At 70.6% G+C, this 18,036-nt stretch carries 17 protein-coding genes; 9 read left to right on the top strand and 8 right to left on the bottom strand.

The window, feature by feature from the left end; genetic code table 11:
* Positions 1-74: 74 nt before the first annotated feature.
* Positions 75-953 (top strand): aminoglycoside phosphotransferase family protein, encoded by an 879-nt coding sequence (locus ABGB01_RS10695; protein ID WP_347772812.1) that lies wholly within the window; start codon positions 75-77, stop codon positions 951-953.
* Positions 954-1,023: 70 nt separating this feature from the next.
* Positions 1,024-2,562 (top strand): aldehyde dehydrogenase family protein, encoded by a 1,539-nt coding sequence (locus ABGB01_RS10690; RefSeq protein WP_347772810.1) that lies wholly within the window; start codon positions 1,024-1,026, stop codon positions 2,560-2,562.
* Between the two features lie 52 nt (positions 2,563-2,614).
* Here ABGB01_RS10690 and glnII read toward each other — a convergent pair whose 3' ends face one another.
* A complete protein-coding gene (gene glnII / locus ABGB01_RS10685; RefSeq protein WP_347772808.1) occupies positions 2,615-3,634 on the bottom strand; it encodes a glutamine synthetase in 1,020 nt (339 codons plus the stop codon).
* A 121-nt stretch (positions 3,635-3,755) separates the two neighbouring features.
* Positions 3,756-4,229, bottom strand: coding sequence for a hypothetical protein (locus ABGB01_RS10680; protein WP_347772806.1), 474 nt, complete (start codon positions 4,227-4,229; stop codon positions 3,756-3,758).
* Positions 4,230-4,388: 159 nt separating this feature from the next.
* Here ABGB01_RS10680 and ABGB01_RS10675 point away from each other — a divergent pair, with 159 nt between their 5' ends.
* The gene (locus ABGB01_RS10675; RefSeq protein WP_347772804.1) at positions 4,389-5,570 is read left to right on the top strand and encodes a TerC/Alx family metal homeostasis membrane protein; all 1,182 of its coding nucleotides are present in this window, start codon (positions 4,389-4,391) and stop codon (positions 5,568-5,570) included.
* A 152-nt stretch (positions 5,571-5,722) separates the two neighbouring features.
* Positions 5,723-6,058: a carboxymuconolactone decarboxylase family protein gene (locus tag ABGB01_RS10670; protein WP_347772802.1), complete on the top strand. Its 336-nt coding sequence runs from the start codon at positions 5,723-5,725 to the stop codon at positions 6,056-6,058.
* On the opposite strand, the gene ABGB01_RS10665 is transcribed toward ABGB01_RS10670, so the two are convergent.
* On the bottom strand, positions 6,018-7,190 hold the full coding sequence (locus tag ABGB01_RS10665; RefSeq protein ID WP_347772800.1) for a PQQ-dependent sugar dehydrogenase: 1,173 nt from the start codon (positions 7,188-7,190) through the stop codon (positions 6,018-6,020). The genes ABGB01_RS10670 and ABGB01_RS10665 overlap by 41 nt on opposite strands.
* A gap of 34 nt (positions 7,191-7,224) precedes the next feature.
* Here ABGB01_RS10665 and ABGB01_RS10660 point away from each other — a divergent pair, with 34 nt between their 5' ends.
* Positions 7,225-7,974: an SDR family oxidoreductase gene (locus ABGB01_RS10660; protein ID WP_347772798.1), complete on the top strand. Its 750-nt coding sequence runs from the start codon at positions 7,225-7,227 to the stop codon at positions 7,972-7,974.
* 124 nt (positions 7,975-8,098) lie between these two features.
* On the opposite strand, the gene ugpC is transcribed toward ABGB01_RS10660, so the two are convergent.
* Entirely contained in the window at positions 8,099-9,313 is a 1,215-nt protein-coding gene (gene ugpC, locus ABGB01_RS10655) for a sn-glycerol-3-phosphate ABC transporter ATP-binding protein UgpC (RefSeq protein WP_347772796.1), read from the bottom strand.
* Positions 9,314-9,492: 179 nt separating this feature from the next.
* Here ugpC and ABGB01_RS10650 point away from each other — a divergent pair, with 179 nt between their 5' ends.
* Positions 9,493-10,551 (top strand): LacI family DNA-binding transcriptional regulator, encoded by a 1,059-nt coding sequence (locus ABGB01_RS10650; protein ID WP_347772794.1) that lies wholly within the window; start codon positions 9,493-9,495, stop codon positions 10,549-10,551.
* Between the two features lie 63 nt (positions 10,552-10,614).
* Here the strand turns inward: ABGB01_RS10650 and ABGB01_RS10645 are convergent, their stop codons facing one another.
* Together ABGB01_RS10645 and ABGB01_RS10640 are read right to left on the bottom strand one after the other, a co-directional pair.
* Positions 10,615-11,748 carry a hypothetical protein gene (locus ABGB01_RS10645; RefSeq protein WP_347772792.1) on the bottom strand — a complete coding sequence of 378 codons (1,134 nt, stop codon included), beginning with the start codon at positions 11,746-11,748 and terminating at the stop codon, positions 10,615-10,617.
* A 208-nt stretch (positions 11,749-11,956) separates the two neighbouring features.
* Positions 11,957-12,442, bottom strand: a complete 486-nt coding sequence (locus ABGB01_RS10640; RefSeq protein ID WP_347772790.1) for a glutathione peroxidase — start codon at positions 12,440-12,442, stop codon at positions 11,957-11,959.
* A 471-nt stretch (positions 12,443-12,913) separates the two neighbouring features.
* On the opposite strand from ABGB01_RS10640, the gene ABGB01_RS10635 reads away from it, so the two are divergent.
* Complete coding sequence (locus ABGB01_RS10635) at positions 12,914-13,501, top strand: hypothetical protein (RefSeq protein ID WP_347772788.1); 588 nt, start codon at positions 12,914-12,916, stop codon at positions 13,499-13,501.
* 96 nt (positions 13,502-13,597) lie between these two features.
* On the opposite strand, the gene ABGB01_RS10630 is transcribed toward ABGB01_RS10635, so the two are convergent.
* Entirely contained in the window at positions 13,598-14,077 is a 480-nt protein-coding gene (locus tag ABGB01_RS10630; RefSeq protein ID WP_347772786.1) for a nucleoside deaminase, read from the bottom strand.
* Positions 14,078-14,246: 169 nt separating this feature from the next.
* On the opposite strand from ABGB01_RS10630, the gene ABGB01_RS10625 reads away from it, so the two are divergent.
* Both ABGB01_RS10625 and ABGB01_RS10620 read left to right on the top strand, forming a co-directional pair.
* Complete coding sequence (locus ABGB01_RS10625) at positions 14,247-16,031, top strand: ABC transporter ATP-binding protein (protein ID WP_347772784.1); 1,785 nt, start codon at positions 14,247-14,249, stop codon at positions 16,029-16,031.
* Positions 16,028-17,887, top strand: a complete 1,860-nt coding sequence (locus tag ABGB01_RS10620) for an ABC transporter ATP-binding protein (RefSeq protein WP_347772782.1) — start codon at positions 16,028-16,030, stop codon at positions 17,885-17,887. The genes ABGB01_RS10625 and ABGB01_RS10620 overlap by 4 nt, the downstream gene beginning before the upstream one ends.
* On the opposite strand, the gene ABGB01_RS10615 is transcribed toward ABGB01_RS10620, so the two are convergent.
* Positions 17,884-18,036 carry a hypothetical protein gene (locus tag ABGB01_RS10615; protein ID WP_347772780.1) on the bottom strand — a complete coding sequence of 51 codons (153 nt, stop codon included), beginning with the start codon at positions 18,034-18,036 and terminating at the stop codon, positions 17,884-17,886. The two genes, ABGB01_RS10620 and ABGB01_RS10615, sit on opposite strands and share 4 nt — an antisense overlap.

Genomic DNA, 18,036 nt, shown 5'->3' with positions numbered 1-18,036 from the left:
GCGGGCGGGAAACCGGTTGACGAGCGGCGCCGGAGAACGCTGACATGGGCCCGGTCAGAAAAAGAAGGGTGCCCATGGGCAGGATGCATGACGAAGAGCTCGACATCGACGCCGGGCTCGTCCGCCGGTTGGTGGCCGGCCGGTTCCCGCAGTGGGCGGGCCTGCCGGTCGAGCCGTTCCCCTCGGGCGGCACGGTCAACGCGATCTTCCGGCTCGGTGACGACCTGGCCGTACGCCTGCCGCGCGTCCCGTGGGGCGTCGGCGACGTGGCGAAGGAGCACCACTGGCTGCCGCGGCTCGCCCCGCTGCTGCCCGCCGCCGTCCCCACGGTGCTCGGCCTGGGCGAGCCCGCCGAGGGTTTCCCCTGGCCGTGGTACGTCTACCGCTGGCTCGACGGCGCCAACCCCGACCCCGCCCACCTCTCCGACGCCGAGTCGCTGGCCAAGGATCTGGCGGGGTTCGTCGCCGCGTTCCGGCGCATCGATGTGCCGGGCGGGCCGGTCGCCTACCGGGCGGGGCCGCTGTCGACGGTGGACGCCGGGACGCGCACCGCGATCGGCGAGCTGGAAGGGCTGATCGACACCGCCGCGGCGACGGCGGCGTGGGAGCAGGCGCTGCGGGCCCCCGAGTGGGCGGGCCCTCCCGTGTGGGTGCACTCCGACCTGATGCCGGCCAACCTGCTGGTCGAGGACGGCCGCCTCGCCGCCGTGATCGACTTCGCGACCGCGGGCGTGGGCGATCCCGCGTGCGACCTGATCCCGGCCTGGAACCTGCTGCCGCCCGCCGCCCGGCGGACTTTCCGCGACGCGCTCGGCGCCGACGACGCGGCCTGGGCCCGCGGGCGCGGCCGGGCGCTGTCCATGGCCCTGATCCAGCTCCCCTACTACCGTCACACCAATCCCTCGATCGCCGCCAACGCGCGGCATGTGATCGACGCCGTGCTGACCGGCTGACGACGCGGTTTTCTTGGGTTTTTTCCGGCGAGATGATTGTCTGTCCGGAGGAACTATGAGGAGGGCACCGGTGAGCCGTCAGATCGTTTCCGTGGTGGGTGGCAAGGAAGCCGCCGTCGCCGGCACGTACACATCGCTGAACCCCGCCCGCACGGGCGAGGTCGTGGCCCGGGTCGGGCTGGCCGACGCGGGCACGTTCGCCGCCGCCTGCCGTACCGCCAAGGAGGCCCAGCGCGAGTGGGCCAGGGTGCCCGCTCCCGTACGCGGCCGGGTGATCGCCTCCATCGGGCGGCTGGTGGAGGCCAACGCCGAGCGGCTGGCCCGGCTGGTGACGGAGGAGATCGGCAAGCCGTACGCCGAGGCGCTGGGCGAGGTCCGGGAGATCGTCGACACCTGCGACTTCTTCCTCGGTGAAGGGCGCAGGCTGTACGGCCAGACGGTCCCGTCGGAGATGCCGGACAAGAACCTGTTCACGTTCCGCAACCCGATCGGCGTGGCGGCGGTCGTCACCGCGGGCAACTTCCCGGTCGCCGTGCCCTCGTGGTATCTGGTGCCGGCCCTGCTCTGCGGCAACGCCGTCGTCTGGAAGCCCGCCGAGTACGCCGCCGCCTCCGCGGAGGCCATGTTCCGGCTGTTCACGGCCTCCGGGCTGCCCGACGGGGTGCTGAACATCGTGTTCGCCGGCGGTGCCGACACCTTCGACGGCCTGGAGCTGGCCCTCGGCGAGGGCACCGTGCAGAAGGTCGGCTTCACCGGCTCCAGCGAGGTGGGCAGGAAGGTCGGCGAGCTGGCGGGGCGTCACCTGCAGTCGGCCTGCCTGGAGCTGGGCGGCAAGAACCCGATGGTGATCATGCCGGACGCGGACCTGGACCTGGCCGTGGAGGGGGCGCTGTTCTCCGGCTTCGGCACGGCGGGGCAGCGCTGCACCAGCCTCGGCACGGTCATCGTGCACGAGAGCGTGCACGACGAGTTCGTCGAGCGGTTCGCGCGGGCGCTGCACGCGGCCGACATCGGCGACCCGGCGGGCGACGTGCTGGCGGGCCCGCTGCTCGACCAGAAGTTCGCCGACCGGTACGAGGAGTTCCTGACCTGGCTCCAGCCGCACCACAAGGTCGCGTCAGGAAATGTCGGGCGGATCACGGAGGACAACCCGCGCGGCGACTTCGACGGCGGCGAGGGCCTCTACTACCACCCGGTCATCGTCGACGGCGTCCAGCCGGGCGACCGGCTGTTCCTGGAGGAGACGTTCGGCCCGATCGTGGGCGTGACCTCGTTCGCCACCCTCGACGAGGCCATCGAGCTGGCCAACCTGCCCGGTTACGGCCTGTCGAGCTCCATCTACACCACGAACGCCAAGCACGCCTTCCGTTTCCGCGAGGGCATCTCGGCCGGCATGGTCAGCGTCAACAACTCGACGTCCGGCGCCGAGGCGCACCTGCCGTTCGGCGGCAACGGCAAGTCAGGCAACGGCAGCCGCCAGTCGGGCATGTGGGTGCTCGACCAGTTCACCCGCTGGCAGTCCATGAACTGGGATCATTCGGGCCGGCTGCAGAAGGCGCAGATGGACGTCGCGGAGATCGAGCCGGACCTGGACTTCCGCCTGCCGTGAAAGCCGGCGGGGGCTCCTCGGCGAGGAGCCCCCGGAAGACGCGGTGCCGTCGTCAGACCTGGCCGGCCTTCTCCAGCGCGGCGCAGCAGGTGCCCACCAGCAGGCGGGCGACCACGTACGGGTCGACGTTGGCGTTCGGGCGGCGGTCCTCGATGTAGCCCTTCTTGTCCACCTCGACCTGCCACGGGATGCGGACGGAGGCGCCGCGGTCGGAGACGCCGTAGGTGTACTTGTTCCATGGAGCGGTCTCGTGGTGGCCGGTCAGGCGCAACTCGATGTCGGCGCCGTACTGGGAGACGTGCTCCATCGGCTTGTCACCCTCGCCGAGCGACTCGCAGGCGGTGATGATGGCGTCGTAGCCCTCACGCATGGCGCGGGTGGAGAAGTTGGTGTGCGCGCCGGCGCCGTTCCAGTCGCCGCGGGCGGGCTTGGCGTCGAGCGTGGCCTCCACCCCGAACTCCTCGGCCGTCCGGTAGAGCAGGTAACGGGCGACCCACAGGTGGTCGGCGACCTCGAGAGGACCGGCCGGGCCGACCTGGAACTCCCACTGGCCCGGCATGACCTCGGCGTTGATGCCGGAGATCTTCAGGCCGGCGGCGAGGCAGCGGTCGAGGTGGAGCTCGACGATCTCGCGGCCGAACACGGCCTCGGCGCCGACACCGCAGTAGTAGTGCCCCTGCGGCGCGGGGAAGCCGCCCTCGGGGAAGCCGAGCGGCCGGCTGCCCTTGAAGAACGTGTACTCCTGCTCGATGCCGAACCAGGAGTCCTGCTCGGCGTACTGCTCGGCGACCGGGCGGAGCAGGGCGCGGGTGTTGCTCAGGTGGGGCTCGCCGTCGGTCTCCTCGACCTCGCACAACACGAGGACGTTGTCGCCGCCGCGCATCGGGTCGGGGCAGGTGAACACCGGGCGGAGCACGCGGTCGGACGCGTGGCCCACGGCCTGGTTCGTGCTGGAGCCGTCGAAGCCCCAGACCGGAGGCTCGACCCCGTCGGCCACGATCTTCGTCTTCGAGCGCAGCAGAGCCGTGGGCTCGGTGCCGTCGATCCAGATGTACTCAGCCTTGTAGCTCACGGCGGTCCTTTCGGGTTCTTTCAGCCACGCCGAGTCTTACGGACGACCGTTTCCCGATTTTTGCCCGTATGTGAACGCCGTGTTAATCAGCACAGGTCATGCCGCAGGTCACCACGGCGGGTCAGCTCTCCCGCACGGTGCCGTCGGCCTCGACGGTGAGCACGACGTTCGGGCCGCCCTCCCCGCAGCCGGGCCCGTTGGGGAAGCGCCCCTTCGGGGTGACCGTGACGGTGTGCTCGGCCACCGGCTCGGAGCCCGCTCCCTTGAGCGTCAGCCGTACCTCCACCGGCCGTTTCGGCAACCCCTCGACAGTGCCGAAACCGCTCTTGTCCGCGGTCGGGACCGGGGTCACCGAGCAGGCGTCACCGTCGCAGGTCTCTCCGGCCCGCTGGACCGTACGCAGCTCGGCCCTGGCCCGCCGGCAGGCGCCGTCCCAGCACACCTCCATCTCGGCGGTGTCCGCCTGCGCAGCGGCCGGCGCCTTGACCGTCACGGAGACGCCGACAGGGGTGCCTATCAGCGTGCACGGCGTCCCCTCCGAGCATCCGGCCGGGGCAACGGCGAACAGGGCGACGATGAGGGCGAGTCGATGCACACCCCTGAGACGTCGCGAGGCCCCCGCGGGTTCAACGCCCGCCCAGAACACGCTCGCGGGCGCCGAGGCTTACCGCAGCCGTGATCGGGTAGCTCATGCCGAGTCGCGAGCCCTACCCCGACTCGGCCCTCGCGACGGCCTGCAGAGAGGGAGCCAGGAGTGGACGTGCCCGCCGTGGTGTGGTGGCTGACGATCGCGGGGATCGCCGGCCTGCTGCTCTTCGACTTCGTCTTCCACGTACGCAAGGCGCACATCCCCACCCTGCGCGAGGCGTCCTTCTGGTCGGCCCTGTACGTCGGCATCGCCCTGGTGTTCGGCGTGGCCGTGTGGATCTTCGGCGGTCCGGACCCGGGAGCGGAGTATTTCGCCGGATACGTCACGGAGAAGGCGCTGTCGGTCGACAACCTGTTCGTCTTCCTCGTCATCCTGGGCGGCTTCAAGGTGCCGCGGGCGGGCCAGCAGAAGGTGCTGCTGTTCGGCATCGTGTTCTCGCTGATCGCGAGGAGCGGGTTCATCTGGCTCGGGGCGACGCTGATCGACCGGTTCGCCTGGGTGTTCTACGTGTTCGGCCTCATCCTGCTGCTGACGGCGGGCAACCTGCTCAAGCCCGAGGGCGGGGACAGCCACACCCCGGACAACGTCATGGTCCGCACCGCCCGCAGGCTGCTGCCGGCGTCCGACACGTACGACGGCGACAAGCTGTTCACCGTCGAGAACGGCCGGCGGGTGATGACGCCCATGGTGCTCGTCATGGTCGCCCTCGGCGGCACCGACATCCTGTTCGCCCTCGACTCCATCCCGGCGATCTTCGGCCTGACCCAGGACGTCTACCTCGTCTTCACCGCCACCGCGTTCTCCCTGATGGGGCTCCGGCAGCTCTACTTCCTGCTCGACGGCCTGCTCGACCGGCTGATCTATCTGTCGTACGGGCTGGCCGTCATCCTCGGCTTCATCGGCGTGAAGCTGATCCTGCACGCCCTGCACGAGAACAACGTGCCGTTCATCAACGACGGCGAGCCGGTGCCGGTGATCGAGATCACCACCGGGCTGTCCCTGCTGGTGATTCTCGGCGTGCTGCTGGTCACCGTGGTGGCCTCGCTGGTCAGCGGCCGGGGGCGGGCACAGAACGCGGTCTCCGCCGCGCGCCGGCACGCGCAGGAGTACCTGGAGGTGGAGCACGACCCGGACGTGCGCGAGCAGGTCTACCAGCGGCTGCTGGCCGAGGAGGAGCAGCTCAGGCGCCTGCCGGAGAAGCACAGGCGGTGGATCCGGGAGGAGGAGAGTCTCATGACGCTCCTGCGCCGCGCCCACGAGGACCACGAGGACCACGACCGGGCCTGACCACCCGCGCACATGGTACGAGTACGGGTGTCACCCTCTCGGAGGCGATACTCCTTGCGGCATGGGCGTGCAACGTTCGTGCAACCCCCATTGGCTCAACTCAAGAGGTAGCGAAAGATGTGAGGATCCCTTGCGACCACCTGGAGTGCACGATGACAGATCCTGCCATGGAGATCGTCGACTCCTTCGGCATGACGGCCGAGCGCCAGTTCGCCGAGGTGTGGTCGAGGACGGCCCTGTCGGACAGGGATCGTCGCCTGCTCCTTCTCGGGCTCCTCGTCGGGCAGGGCTTCGACGAGATGACGGACGTCCAGCTCGACGCGGCCCTGCGCACCGGCGACCTCACCGAGCCCGAGCTGCGCGAGGTGGTCATCTTCGTCACCCACTACGCGGGGTGGATCCGGGGAGCCAGGCTGAACGGCCAGGTCGAGGAGTTGATCGAGCGGGTCAGGCGGGCTCGATCCGGTAGAGCGGGCCCTGCAGGCTGAGCGCGTAGAGCTCGCCGTCGTGCCCCTCGCCGAACGACGACAGCTGCTCGACCTCGCCGGCCTCCGCCGCCTCATCGGGCGCGTCGACGGGTGCGGCCCTGATCCAGCCGGCGCAGAAGTCGCCGTACACGAAACGCCCCCGCAGCCAGGGGATCTTCGTGCCGCGGTAGACGGGCCCGGCGATCACCGAGCAGTTTCCGTCCTCGCCCAGCGGATAGACGATCACCGGCTCGGTCAGGTCGCCGCCCTCGCCGCCGTGGAAGCGCTCCTTGCCCTCGCGCAGGCTCCAGCCGTAGTTCTCGCCGCCCTTCGAGCCCGCCGGCTGGTGGTCGACCTCCTCCCACTCGTTCTGGCCGACGTCGCCGATCCACAGGTCGCCGGACTCGCGGTCGAAGGCGAACCGCCAGGGGTTGCGCAGCCCGTACGCCCAGATCTCGCCCTTGGCGCCCTTCCTGCCGGCGAACGGGTTGTCCTCGGGGATCGTGTACGGGTCTCCGCGCGGGTCGATGCGCAGGATCTTGCCGAGCAGCGTGCCGAGCTTCTGGCCGTTGCCCTGCGGGTCGCCGGCGCCGCCGCCGTCGCCGAGCGCGATGTAGAGGTGGCCGTCGGGCCCGAAGGCCAGCTGGCCGCCGTTGTGGTTGGCGAACGGCTGCTCCTGGGTGAGCACGTCACGCCTGGCCGTCGCCCTGGAGCCGTCGTAGGCCCATTCGGTGACGTGGGTGTCGCCCTGGGCGTCGGTCCAGTCGAGGTAGACCCACCGCCCGCTGGGGTGGAACGCCACGCCGAGCAGCCCCTGCTCGTTGCCGCTGCTCACCTCGCGGGACAGGTCGATCACCGTGTCGCCGGCGGAGGTGCGCAGCCTGCCGGTCTGCTCGGCCACGTAGAGGCGGTCGTCACCCTCCCGCACGGCGAACGCGACGGGCTTGTCGAACTCGCCGATCTTCGCGAACCGCAGCCGGCCCTGCTCGGCCGGCGTGGCGGTGGCAGGCGCGGAAGCCGACGGGGCGGCGGTCGCGGTGGCCGCAGGGCCGGTCGACCCGGCGGAGGGCCCGGGCGAGGGCGCCTGGCCCGAGCAGGCGGTGACGGCCAGGAGGAGCACGGCCAGGAGGAGCACGGCCAGGACGGGGCGCACGGCGTCATCCTGCCATGAACGTTAAGGTTCAGCCATGCCTACCGCACTGATCACGGGCGCGACCGCCGGCATCGGCGCCGCCTTCGCCCGGCGCCTGGCCGCCGACGCGTTCTCACTCGTCCTGGTCGCGCGCGACGAGCAGCGACTCGTCCGGAATGCCGAGCAGCTCAGGCTCCGCTACGGCGTCGACGTCGAGGTGCTGCCCGCCGACCTGGCGAGCGACGAGGGGATCGCCAGGGTCGAGTCCAGGCTCCGCGAGGGGGTCGACCTGCTGGTCAACAACGCCGGCTTCGGCAACGCCGACAGTTTCCCCGACGCGCCCGTCGAGGACGAGATGCGCATGCTGCGGGTGCACTGCGAGGCGGTGCTGCGGCTGACGCTGGCCGCGCTGCCCGCGATGAAGAAGCGCGGCAGGGGCGCGATCGTCAACGTGGCGTCCGCGGCGGCGTTCTTCACCCGCGGCACCTACGGAGCGTCCAAGGCGTGGGTGGTCAGCTTCAGCGAGGCGGCCGCGCACCAGGTGGGCCACCCGCGCATCCGGATCATGGCGCTGTGCCCCGGTTTCGTGCGGACCGAGTTCCACCAGCGCGCCGGGATGGATCCCTCGGGCATCCCCGGGCCACTGTGGCTCAAGGCCGACGACGTGGTCCGCGGCGCGATGCGCGACCTGGCGCTGGGCAGGAGTGTGTCGGTGCCGAGCCTGCGCTACAAGGTCATCGTCGCGGTCGGCCGGTTCGTGCCCCGCAGGCTGCAGGCCATGGTGTCGGCCAGGATCGGCCGTTGACCTTCCGCGCGGGAAGGGAGCGGGAGAGGAAAAGGACGGGCCCCCGCCGCGGGAGGGGGTCGCGGTGGGGGCCCGAGCGGCCGTGAGCGTGCTCACGGCCGGGAATCAGAAGACTGCGGGAGACTCAGCGGTTGGCCTCGTGGCCGATGGCCAGGCCGGAGGCCTGGTCGAAGAAGTGCAGGTTGTGCGTGTCGACCACCAGGTCGAGGTTCTGGCCGGAGCGCGCGTGGCTGCGGGCGTTGACGCGGGCCGTCCACAGGGACTTGTCGCCCACGAGCGGCAGCGACGCCTCCTCATCGTCTCCGGAGTCGGCGGCCGCCACGGTGTCCTTGTGCTCGACCGGCGGGGCGTCGATCAGGAACAGCACGTTGATCTCGGAGCCCAGCTCCTCGGTGACCTCCACCTTGACCGGCAGGGTGGCCCAGCCGTTGGCGTGGTTGCCGGCCGACGTGGCGTCCTCGAAGTCGGACGGGCGGATGCCGAGGATGATCTTCTTGCCGATGTACTGGTCGAGGCCCGGCTTGTCGGTGAAGGTCGACTCGGGGATCGACAGCTTGATGTCGGCGAAGGCGACCGCGGCGCCGTCGTCGCCGCGGACGAGCTCGGCGGTGACGAAGTTCATCGCGGGCGAGCCCATGAACCCGGCCACGAACAGGTTGACCGGCTTGTCGAACAGGTTCTGCGGGGTGTCGACCTGCTGGAGGATGCCGTCGCGCAGCACGCAGACCCGGTCGCCGAGGGTCATGGCCTCGACCTGGTCGTGGGTGACGTACACCGTGGTGACGCCGAGGCGCTCGTGCAGCGTGTTGAGCGAGGCGCGCATCGAGACGCGGAGCTTGGCGTCGAGGTTGGACAGCGGCTCGTCCATGAGGAAGGCCTGCGGCTCACGCACGATGGCGCGGCCCATCGCGACACGCTGGCGCTGACCACCGGACAGGGCGGCAGGCTTGCGCTTGAGGTAGGCCTCGAGGCCGAGCATCTTGGCCGCCTCGCCGACGCGCTTCTGGATCTCCGCCTTCGGCATCTTGCGGAGCTTGAGGCCGAAGGCGAGGTTCTCCTCGACCGTCATGTGCGGATAGAGCGCGTAGTTCTGGAAGACCATCGCGATGTCGCGGTCCTTGGGCGGCAGGTGGTTGACGACCTTCTCGCCGATCGAGATCTCGCCGCCGCTGATGTCCTCCAGGCCCGCGATCATCCGGAGCGCGGTCGACTTACCGCAACCGGACGGACCGACCAGCACCATGAACTCGCCATCCTTGATCTCAAGGTTGAGCCCGTTCACGGCCTTTACGCCACCGGCGTAGATCTTGTCGACGTTCGTCAGAACGATGGATGCCATGACATTCCTTCGCGCTCCAGGGCTGTGGCCCGGATGTTGGTTCCGTGTGCCCACTCGCGTGGATACGTTTTCAAGCATCTCACCCGAAACGGACATCGGTGTCAAGGGTTGCAGTGTGACCAGCCGTTGCCGAAACGGCGTACTTCCCGATTTCCGGAAACCATGATGGAATCGTTTCCATGGAGAAGCGGGCGACGATCAAAGATGTGGCCGAGGCGGCCGGCGTGGGCGTCGCCACCGTCTCCCGGGTGCTGTCGGGCGGCTCGGCCAGCGCCGGCGCCAGGGAGCGCGTCCTGGCCGCCGCGGCCCAGCTCGACTACCGCCCCAGCGCCCTCGGCCGCAACCTGCGCCAGCGCCGCACGGGCGGCATGGGCCTGCTCGTCCCCGACCTGACCGACACCTTCTACGGGCAGCTGGCCGAAGGCGTGCTGGCCTGCGCCCGCTCGGCGGGCGAGCCCGTCGTCCTGGGCTCGACGGGCGGCGACCCCGAGCAGGAGGCCGATCTGATCGGCATGCTTCTCGAACAGAGCGTAGACCGCCTGATAGCCGTCCCGTCAGGAGACGCGGAAACCTGGACCCCGGCGATACGCGCGGGCATGACCGTGATCTTCGCCGACCGGCTTCCCTCCCAGGCGTCCGCCGGCGACACCGGGCCTTCCGCCGTGGGCGACCTCATGGCCCTCGACGGCCTGCCGCCCGCTCCCCCGGCCCGGCCGCTGGACGTCCCCGCCGTGGTGGCCGACGACCGGGCGGGCATCCGTACGGCGGTCCGCTATCTTCGCGGCCTCGGCCACAAGCGCATCGCCTTCCTCGGCGGCCCCGGCCACGAGGGCCGCGCGCACGCCTTCAGGGGGGCCGTGGGCGCTCCGGTGGACGAGGAGCTGATCGTGTCCGGCACCGGCAGCCGCGACTCCGCGTACGCCGCCGCCTCCGGCCTCTACCAGAGCCGCCCCGACCTGTCGGCCGTGGTGGCCGGCGGCAACGTGCTCGGGGAGGCGGCCGTGCTGGCGGCCAGGGAGCTCGACCTGAGAGTGCCGAAAGACGTCTCGCTCGTCATGTACGACGACGTGCCCTGGGCCGAGTTGTGCTCGCCGCCGCTGACGGTGATCGCCCAGCCGGGGCGCGACATGGGCTACCGCGCGGCGGAGCTCGTCCTGCGCGCGGGCACCAGGAGGGCCAGGAGCGTGGTCCTGCCCACGGAGCTCATCATCAGGGGCAGCTGCGGCCCCCGCCGCTGAGCGGGCGCTCCTGCCCCCGGCGAGACGCCGGCCCGGCTCCGCGCGGCGGGACGCCGGCGTGGGCTACTGCCCGGCCGGGCCCGTGTAGCGGCGGGGCAGGATCATGACCGGGTTGTCGTCGAGGACCACCTCCGGCGGGCCGAACCGCGCGGCCACCTCCTGGATCTCCGGCTCGTCGAGCAGCAGCAGCCGCCCCTGCTCGATGAAGAGCTCGCCGTCCACCGTGACGGTGGGCCGGTCCATCTGACAGTCGCAGTGCGCGAAACCCGGGCCCGTCGTGACGGCCTCGCCGCCGGTCAGCCCGTCGATGCCGCAGTAGAAGGCCCCGGCGTGCTTCTCCCGCTCGAACTGGGTCCCGCCGGCGATCCGCACCTTCGGGTTCAGCCCGATCAGGCCGTGGCGCATGTAGAAGCCCTCGGGGGCGTAGCGCCGCAGGCTCTCCGCCTCCGCCCCGCCCTCGATCTTGCGGACCAGGTTGCCTTCGAGGGTGAGGCGCACGGGCTCACCGGGCACGCCGGTGACCGTGCTGTCCTCGATCATGATCACGCCTTCGGTGTCGGTGGGCCAGAAGTTCGCGCCGCCGTACGGGAAGGGCCGCCAGTCGCCGGGCCGCAGCGCGCCCGGGTCGGGGTCGAAGGTCAGGCCGGAGAACGTCACGTCGGTCCCCCGCCCGGACGTCACCCGGATGCGCCCGGCCCCCGACAACTGCCGCAGCGCCCGGCGCAGCAGCGCGTAGAACACCTCGGCGGGCAGCCGGCCGCCGGTGAGGAGCGCGCCGGCCGTGGCGGTCATGTGCAGCGACAGGAAGCGGGAGGAGCGGGCCTTGATCTGGTCGAAGAAGAGCGGCGCGGTGTGCACCTCGCCCCACCAGGTGCCGCTGATCACGACGTCGGCCTCGTGGAACGCGGCCGTCTCGATCTGCAGCGGCGCCTCCCTGTCCCAGCCGCCGGCGCTGAACGGCGGCACGGACAGGATGCGGACGTCGGCCCCGCGGAAGGCCGCGCCGGCGGCGATGGCCTGCACGACGACGGGGTCGACGGTGTGCTCCATGAGCAGCAGCACCCGTTCGCCGGCGGCCAGCCGGACGTATTCGCACAGGTTGCGGACGCCCGGCATCAGCTCGACGATCGAGTACGGGCCCGCGGCGGGTTCGGAGACGTAGCTGGAGGGCGATCCTGCGTACGGATTGATCGTCATCGCGAACTCCCTGCGGGACATCGGGTCAGCGTGCGGAGCCGGTGAAGGAACCCGCCACAGCTCACCCGATTACTTACCGCAGCAATGTGCTCACTACACGTACAAACGGACTTTCCATCTCGAAGGGCACGTGCGCTGACCTTTCACGGGGTCGATGCCGATCGCGACGCCTCCGCCATGACGCGTCCCGCCGGGCCGCCACCGGCGGCTACACCACCTTCTCGACGGCCGCGACGAGGATGGGGTCCTCCGGGGCCGTGCGCGGGCGGAAGCGGCCGACGACCTCGCCCTCCCGGTCCACCAGGAACTTCTCGAAGTTCCACTGGACGTCACCGGCCTCGCCGTCGGCGTCGGGCGTCCGGGTGAGCTCGGCGTAGAGCGGGTGGCGGCCGGGACCGTTGACGTCGGCCTTGGCCAGCAGCGGGAAGTCGACGCCATAGGTCGCCGCGCAGAAGTGCCGGATCTCCTCCGCCGTGCCCGGCTCCTGGCCGGCGAACTGGTTGCAGGGCATGCCGATCACCGTGAAGCCGCGCGGGCCGTACTCCTGCTGGAGCCTGACCAGGCCGGCGTACTGCGGGGTGAGGCCGCACCGGGAGGCCACGTTGACGATCAGGGCGGCTTTGCCGGCCGCAAGGTCACCGAGCGTAGTGGGAGCGTCGTCGAGGGTGCGGAGCGGAATGTCGCTGAAACTCATGGCCCTGACCCTACAGAACGCCGCAAGCCGGGACTTTTCGCGCTGCCTGACCCCGCCTTGCTCCCATCGAGCAGAGGTCCGGCACGCCGTGTCCCCGCCCGGAGAGATCGCCCCATCCCACCCTTATCCCTGAGCCAAACCTCAGCGTTGGCCGCGTTTTTCGGCAAGCCCGCCCCATATGCGCGACGGGGCGGGCAATCCCGGCCCAGCGAGCGGGCCTTATATCCGCAACGGTGCGACAAACACCTGTCCACGCCGTGTCGCGATGCGCGACCCGCGATTACGGAGCGTAATAGGAATCGTGCTAGAGGACACGTCGCGGCGCCTTCCGGGCCGCCCAGCACGATCGGGCGGCGCACCGGAATCCCGGAGGGCCACGCGGACTCTCCGCGTCCGAGCCACGGACGCGGACCGGCACAAGGCGCAGGAAGAAGGCGTCCGTCCGCACGCGGCCCGACAGCAAGGATCGACTTGGACAGCAAACGCGCGCTCAGCAGCACTCTCATCTCCGTCACCGCGCTCACCGCGTTCGGTGGCACGCCGGCCCGGGCGGAGACAGCGCCTCCGGCCAAGACCCGGGCCTGGACCACGCCGGCGCAACCCAGAACCGGGATCTGGACCACGCCGGCGCAACCCGATACCCGGCTCTGGACCACGCCGGCGCAGCCCAATACCCGGCTCTGGACCACGAAGGCGCGGCCGAAGACCCGGGTGTGGACCACGAAGGCGCAACCGAAGATCACGGCCGGGAAACCGGCCAGCAAGAACAAGCGGATCGCCCTGGGGCAGGTCGTCCAGCGATCGTGGAACCTCAAGGAGTTCCGCTGCCTGGACAACCTGTGGACCAGGGAGAGCAACTGGAACCACCGGGCCCGCAATCGTTCGTCCGGAGCGTACGGCATCCCGCAGGCGCTGCCCGCGGGCAAGATGCGGGGCGCGGGCCACGACTGGCGGTCCAACCCCGAGACGCAGATCCGGTGGGGCCTGGCATACATCAAGGGGAGGTACGGCCGGCCTTGCGGCGCCTGGGGTCATTTCAGATCGCACAATTGGTACTAGAAGCGGGACGGGCACCCGGACGTCACCGGGTGCCATGCCTGCGCCCCGGATGCACCTCCATGGCCCGCGGGAGCAGCTCACCGTGCCAGAGGGCGTTCAGGACCTGGCGTAGCAGCGGCGGTGCAGCTCGCGGACCTCGTCGGCGAGCTCGGGCACCGGCCCCTCCACCGTCACCTCCGGCGCGACCTCGTTGACGGGGAGCGTGCGCACGGGCGGCGGGGGCACGCTCAGCTCGCTCAGCCAGCCGGCCAGCTGCTGCGACGACGCGACGTACACGATCCGGCCCAGCCCCACCCAGGCGTGGGCGGCGGCGCACATCGGGCAGTGCTCGCCGGAGGTGTAGACGGTCGCGGCGGCGCGTTCCTGCGGCGTCATGTTCGCCGCCGACCAGCGCGCCAGCTCGAACTCCGGATGGCGGGTGCGGTCACCCGAGGCCACCCGGTTGTGGTCCTCCGCCAGGACGGTGCCGTCGCCGGAGACGAGGACCGAGCCGAACGGCTCGTCGCCCTCCTCCAGCGCCTGCCTGGCCAGTTCGACGCAGCGGCGCAGGTGAGGCAGTTCCGTACTGTCGATCATGAATCCTCGCAAGGCCGAGCAGCCTCGAGGAACATTCCCCAACAGACCACAACAAAAGTGATGGTCGGCCGAAGCGTGCATGGTCTTTCACGTTTTCCCACGTCAGGAACGTGAACCCCACCTCCAGGCCACAGAAAATCTGTTGATCCCACGTATTAGCCTAGATGGGATGCCTCCCGATACGCACAAACCTCGCCGTCCCCTGCTGTCCTCCAACTCCCTGTGGCGGATGAAGTCCTACCTCCGCCCGTACGCCGCCAGACTGGTCTTCATCTGGCTGGCCGCGATCGTCGGCATCGGCGCCGGCCTCGCGCTCCCGCTCATCAGCGAGCAGGTCATCGACGGCCCCGTGGCCCACGGTGACTCCGCGGGGCTGCTCCCCCTCGGCCTGCTCGCGGTCGGCGTCGGCGTGGTCGAAGCCCTGCTGATCTTCTTCAGGCGGTGGGCCCAGGTCAAACCGGTGCTCGGCCTGGAGACCCGCATCCGCGACGACCTCTACGAGCACCTGCAGCGCCTGCCCATGGGCTTCCACGGAGACTGGCAGTCGGGCCAGCTGTTATCCCGGGCGACCACCGACCTGTCGACGATCCGCCGGTTCCTCGGCTTCGGCATGCTCTTCCTGGTCATGAACATCCTGCAGCTGATCACGGTGACCGTGCTGCTGCTCAACAAGTACTGGCCGCTCGGGCTGCTGGTGCTGGCCTCGTCCGTGCCGATCATCTGGACGTCGCTGCGCTTCGAGAAGCGCTACATCAAGATCTCCCGCCAGGTGCAGGACGAGCAGGGCGACCTCGCCACGCTCGTCGAGGAGTCGGCGCTCGGCATCCGCACGATCAAGGCGTTCGGCCGCCGCCACCACGTCTACGACCGCTACGACGACGCCGCGCTCAAGGTGTACGGCAGCTCGATGAACAAGGTGCGGCTGTCGGCCCGGTTCTTCTCCTTCCTGGAGATCATCCCCAACATCACCCTGGCCCTGGTGCTGCTGCTCGGGGCGCTGGCCGTCGGCTCGGGCGCGCTGACGCTGGGCGCGCTGGTGGCCTTCACCACGCTGATGTTGCAGCTCGTATGGCCGATCGCGAGCCTCGGCTACATCCTCGCCATGGCCCAGGAGGCCATGACCTCCGCCGACCGCCTCATGGAGGTCATGGACACCGTCCCGGCCATCGAGGGCGGCACCCAGACCATCGAGCGGCCGCGCGGCCATCTCCGCTTCGAAGGGGTCGGGTTCCGCTTCGCCGACGCCGACGAGCCGGTGCTGCGCGACGTGTGGCTCGAGGTCAAGCCCGGCGAGACGGTCGCCGTCGTGGGCGCGACGGGCGCGGGCAAGACCACGCTGACCGCGCTGGTGCCCCGCCTGCTCGACCCCACCTCGGGCCGCGTCACGATCGACGGGCAGGACGTACGCGACCTCAAGCTGACGACGCTGCGCCAGGTGGTGGCCACCGCGTTCGAGGAGCCGACGCTGTTCTCGATGAGCGTGCGCGAGAACCTCATGCTCGGCCGGCGCGACGCCACCGAGGAAGAGCTCGCGGCGGCCATCGAGACCGCGCAGGCCATGTTCGTCTACGACCTGCCGTGGGGGCTCGACACCCGCATCGGCGAGCAGGGCCTGTCGTTGTCCGGCGGCCAGCGGCAGCGGCTCGCCCTGGCCAGGGCGGTGCTGAGCAGGCCGCGGATCCTGGTCCTCGACGACACCCTGTCCGCGCTCGACGTCGAGACCGAGGCCCTCGTGGAGGAGGCGCTGCGGCACGTGCTGCGCGAGGCGACCGGCATCGTCGTCGCCCACCGCGCCTCCACCGTGCTGCTGGCCGACAAGGTGGCGCTGCTGCGCAACGGCACGATCACGCACGTCGGGCAGCACCAGGAGCTGCTGGCCGAGGTGCCCGAATACCGCGAGCTGCTCGCCCAGGACGCCGACTTCGACGGCGCGTCGGAAGGGGCTCTGCGATGACCGCGACCACCACACCGCCCCCGCCGAACGCGTCCGGCGCGGCGTCCTGGCGCGGCGTCGCCTCCGAGGACCAGGACGAGCTGCCGGAGAAGGTCTCCGTCCTGCTGCGGGCGCGCTCCCGGCGGCTGCTGGGCAACCTGCTGCGCCCGTACCGGAAGAAGATCACGCTGCTGGTCGGGATCATCGTGGTCTCGAACGCGGCCGGCCTGTCGATCCCCTTCCTGGTCTCGATCGGGATCGACTCCGGCATCCCGCCGATCCGGCAGGGATCCGGCCCTTCCGTGCTGCTGACCGTGGTCGGGGTGATCCTGGCCGCGGCCGTCACGCAGGCGGTCACGCGGCAGGCGTTCCTGCGGCTGTCGGGCCGGATCGGCCAGAGCATCCTTCTGGAGCTGCGCAGGAGGGTGTTCGACCACTTCCAGCGCCTGTCGCTGAGCTTCCACGAGCAGTACACCTCCGGGCGGGTCATCTCGCGGCTGACCTCCGACATCGAGGCCATCGCCGAGCTGCTCCAGTCGGGGTTCGACGCGCTGGTCAAGGCCGTGCTGACCATGGTGGGCACGGCGGTGCTGCTGCTGGTGCTCGACGTGCACCTCGGCCTGGTGGCGCTGGTCCCGCTGCCGATCCTGCTGCTGTTCACCAAGTGGTTCCGCCGGCAGTCGGCGATCGTCTACCGCCGCACGCGCGAGACGGTGGCGCTGGTGATCGTGCACTTCGTGGAGTCGATGACCGGCATCCGCGCCGTGCAGGCCTTCCGCAGGGAGCCCCGCAACCAGGAGATCTTCCAGCAGCTCAACGACGACTACCGCGGCGCCAACGCCCGCAGCATGCTCCTCGGCGCGACGTTCATGACCGGCATCAAGCTCATCGGCAACATGACGATCGGCGGGGTGCTGCTCTACGGCGGCTGGCTGGCGCTCCACGGTGAGGTCAAGGTCGGCGTGCTGGCGGCGTTCCTGCTCTACCTGCGCCAGTTCTACGAGCCGATGCAGGAGGTCAGCCAGTTCTACAACACGCTGCAGTCGGCGGGCGCGGCGCTGGAGAAGTTGTCCGGCGTGCTGGAGGAGGAGCCGTCCGTGCCCGAGCCGCGCGAGCCCGCGGCGCTGCCGCCGGGCGGGGCGCGCGGCAAGGTGCGCTTCGAGGGCGTGAGGTTCGCCTACGTCGAGGAGATGCCGATCCTGCCCCGCCTCGACCTGACGATCCCGGCCGGGCAGAGCGTGGCCCTGGTCGGCGCGACGGGCGCGGGCAAGACGACGCTGGCCAAGCTGATCTCCCGCTTCTACGACCCCACCGAGGGCCGCGTGCTGCTCGACGGCCTCGACCTGCGCACGCTGGACGAGCCCACGCTGCGCCAGGCCGTGGTCATGGTCACGCAGGAGAACTTCCTGTTCAGCGGCACGGTCGCCGACAACATCAGGTTCGGCAGCCCTGACGCGACCGACCGGCAGGTGCGCGAGGCCGCCAAGGCGATCGGCGCGCACGAGTTCATCGCCGGCCTGCCCGACGGCTACGACACCGAGGTCGGCAAGCGGGGCGGCCGCATGTCGGCCGGCCAGCGGCAGCTCGTCGCGTTCGCCAGGGCGTTCCTCGCCGATCCCGCGGTGCTCATCCTCGACGAGGCCACCTCCAGCCTCGACGTGCCGAGCGAACGGCTCGTCCAGCGTGCGCTGCGCACGATCCTCGCGGACAGAACCGCGCTGATCATCGCGCACCGGTTGTCGACGGTGGAGATCGCCGACCGGGTGCTGGTGATGGAGCGGGGGGAGGTCGTCGAGGACGGCCCGCCGGCCAGGCTCATCGCCGCCTCCGGGCGGTTCGCGGGCCTGCACCAGGCCTGGCTCGACAGCCTGAGCTAGCCGTGCGGGCGGGCCGCCGCCGCGTAACCGGTGTACAGCTCGTACGCGAGGAACGCGACCAGCAGCACGCCCAGCGCGATCAGCAGCCGGCCGGGTAGGCGGGTCCGATCAGCGGGCGCCTCACCCGGCCGGGCCGCGGGCACGACCAC

The organism is Nonomuraea sp. B5E05 (genome assembly GCF_039880665.1).
Taxonomy (GTDB): Bacteria; Actinomycetota; Actinomycetes; order Streptosporangiales; family Streptosporangiaceae; genus Nonomuraea.
The sequence above is the reverse complement of the archived record's forward strand: the minus strand, read 5'-3'. Positions and strand labels throughout refer to the sequence as shown.

Bases quoted from the DNA above. Each gene is read 5' to 3' on its own strand.
- ABGB01_RS10640 (WP_347772790.1), bottom strand. From the start codon at position 12,442: ATGAGTTTCAGCGACATTCCGCTCCGCACCCTCGACGACGCTCCCACT.
- ABGB01_RS10660 (WP_347772798.1), top strand. From the start codon at position 7,225: ATGCCTACCGCACTGATCACGGGCGCGACCGCCGGCATCGGCGCCGCC.
- ugpC (WP_347772796.1), bottom strand. From the start codon at position 9,313: ATGGCATCCATCGTTCTGACGAACGTCGACAAGATCTACGCCGGTGGC.
- ABGB01_RS10650 (WP_347772794.1), top strand. From the start codon at position 9,493: ATGGAGAAGCGGGCGACGATCAAAGATGTGGCCGAGGCGGCCGGCGTG.
- ABGB01_RS10645 (WP_347772792.1), bottom strand. From the start codon at position 11,748: ATGACGATCAATCCGTACGCAGGATCGCCCTCCAGCTACGTCTCCGAA.
- ABGB01_RS10670 (WP_347772802.1), top strand. From the start codon at position 5,723: ATGACAGATCCTGCCATGGAGATCGTCGACTCCTTCGGCATGACGGCC.
- ABGB01_RS10620 (WP_347772782.1), top strand. From the start codon at position 16,028: ATGACCGCGACCACCACACCGCCCCCGCCGAACGCGTCCGGCGCGGCG.
- ABGB01_RS10695 (WP_347772812.1), top strand. From the start codon at position 75: ATGGGCAGGATGCATGACGAAGAGCTCGACATCGACGCCGGGCTCGTC.
- ABGB01_RS10625 (WP_347772784.1), top strand. From the start codon at position 14,247: ATGCCTCCCGATACGCACAAACCTCGCCGTCCCCTGCTGTCCTCCAAC.
- ABGB01_RS10630 (WP_347772786.1), bottom strand. From the start codon at position 14,077: ATGATCGACAGTACGGAACTGCCTCACCTGCGCCGCTGCGTCGAACTG.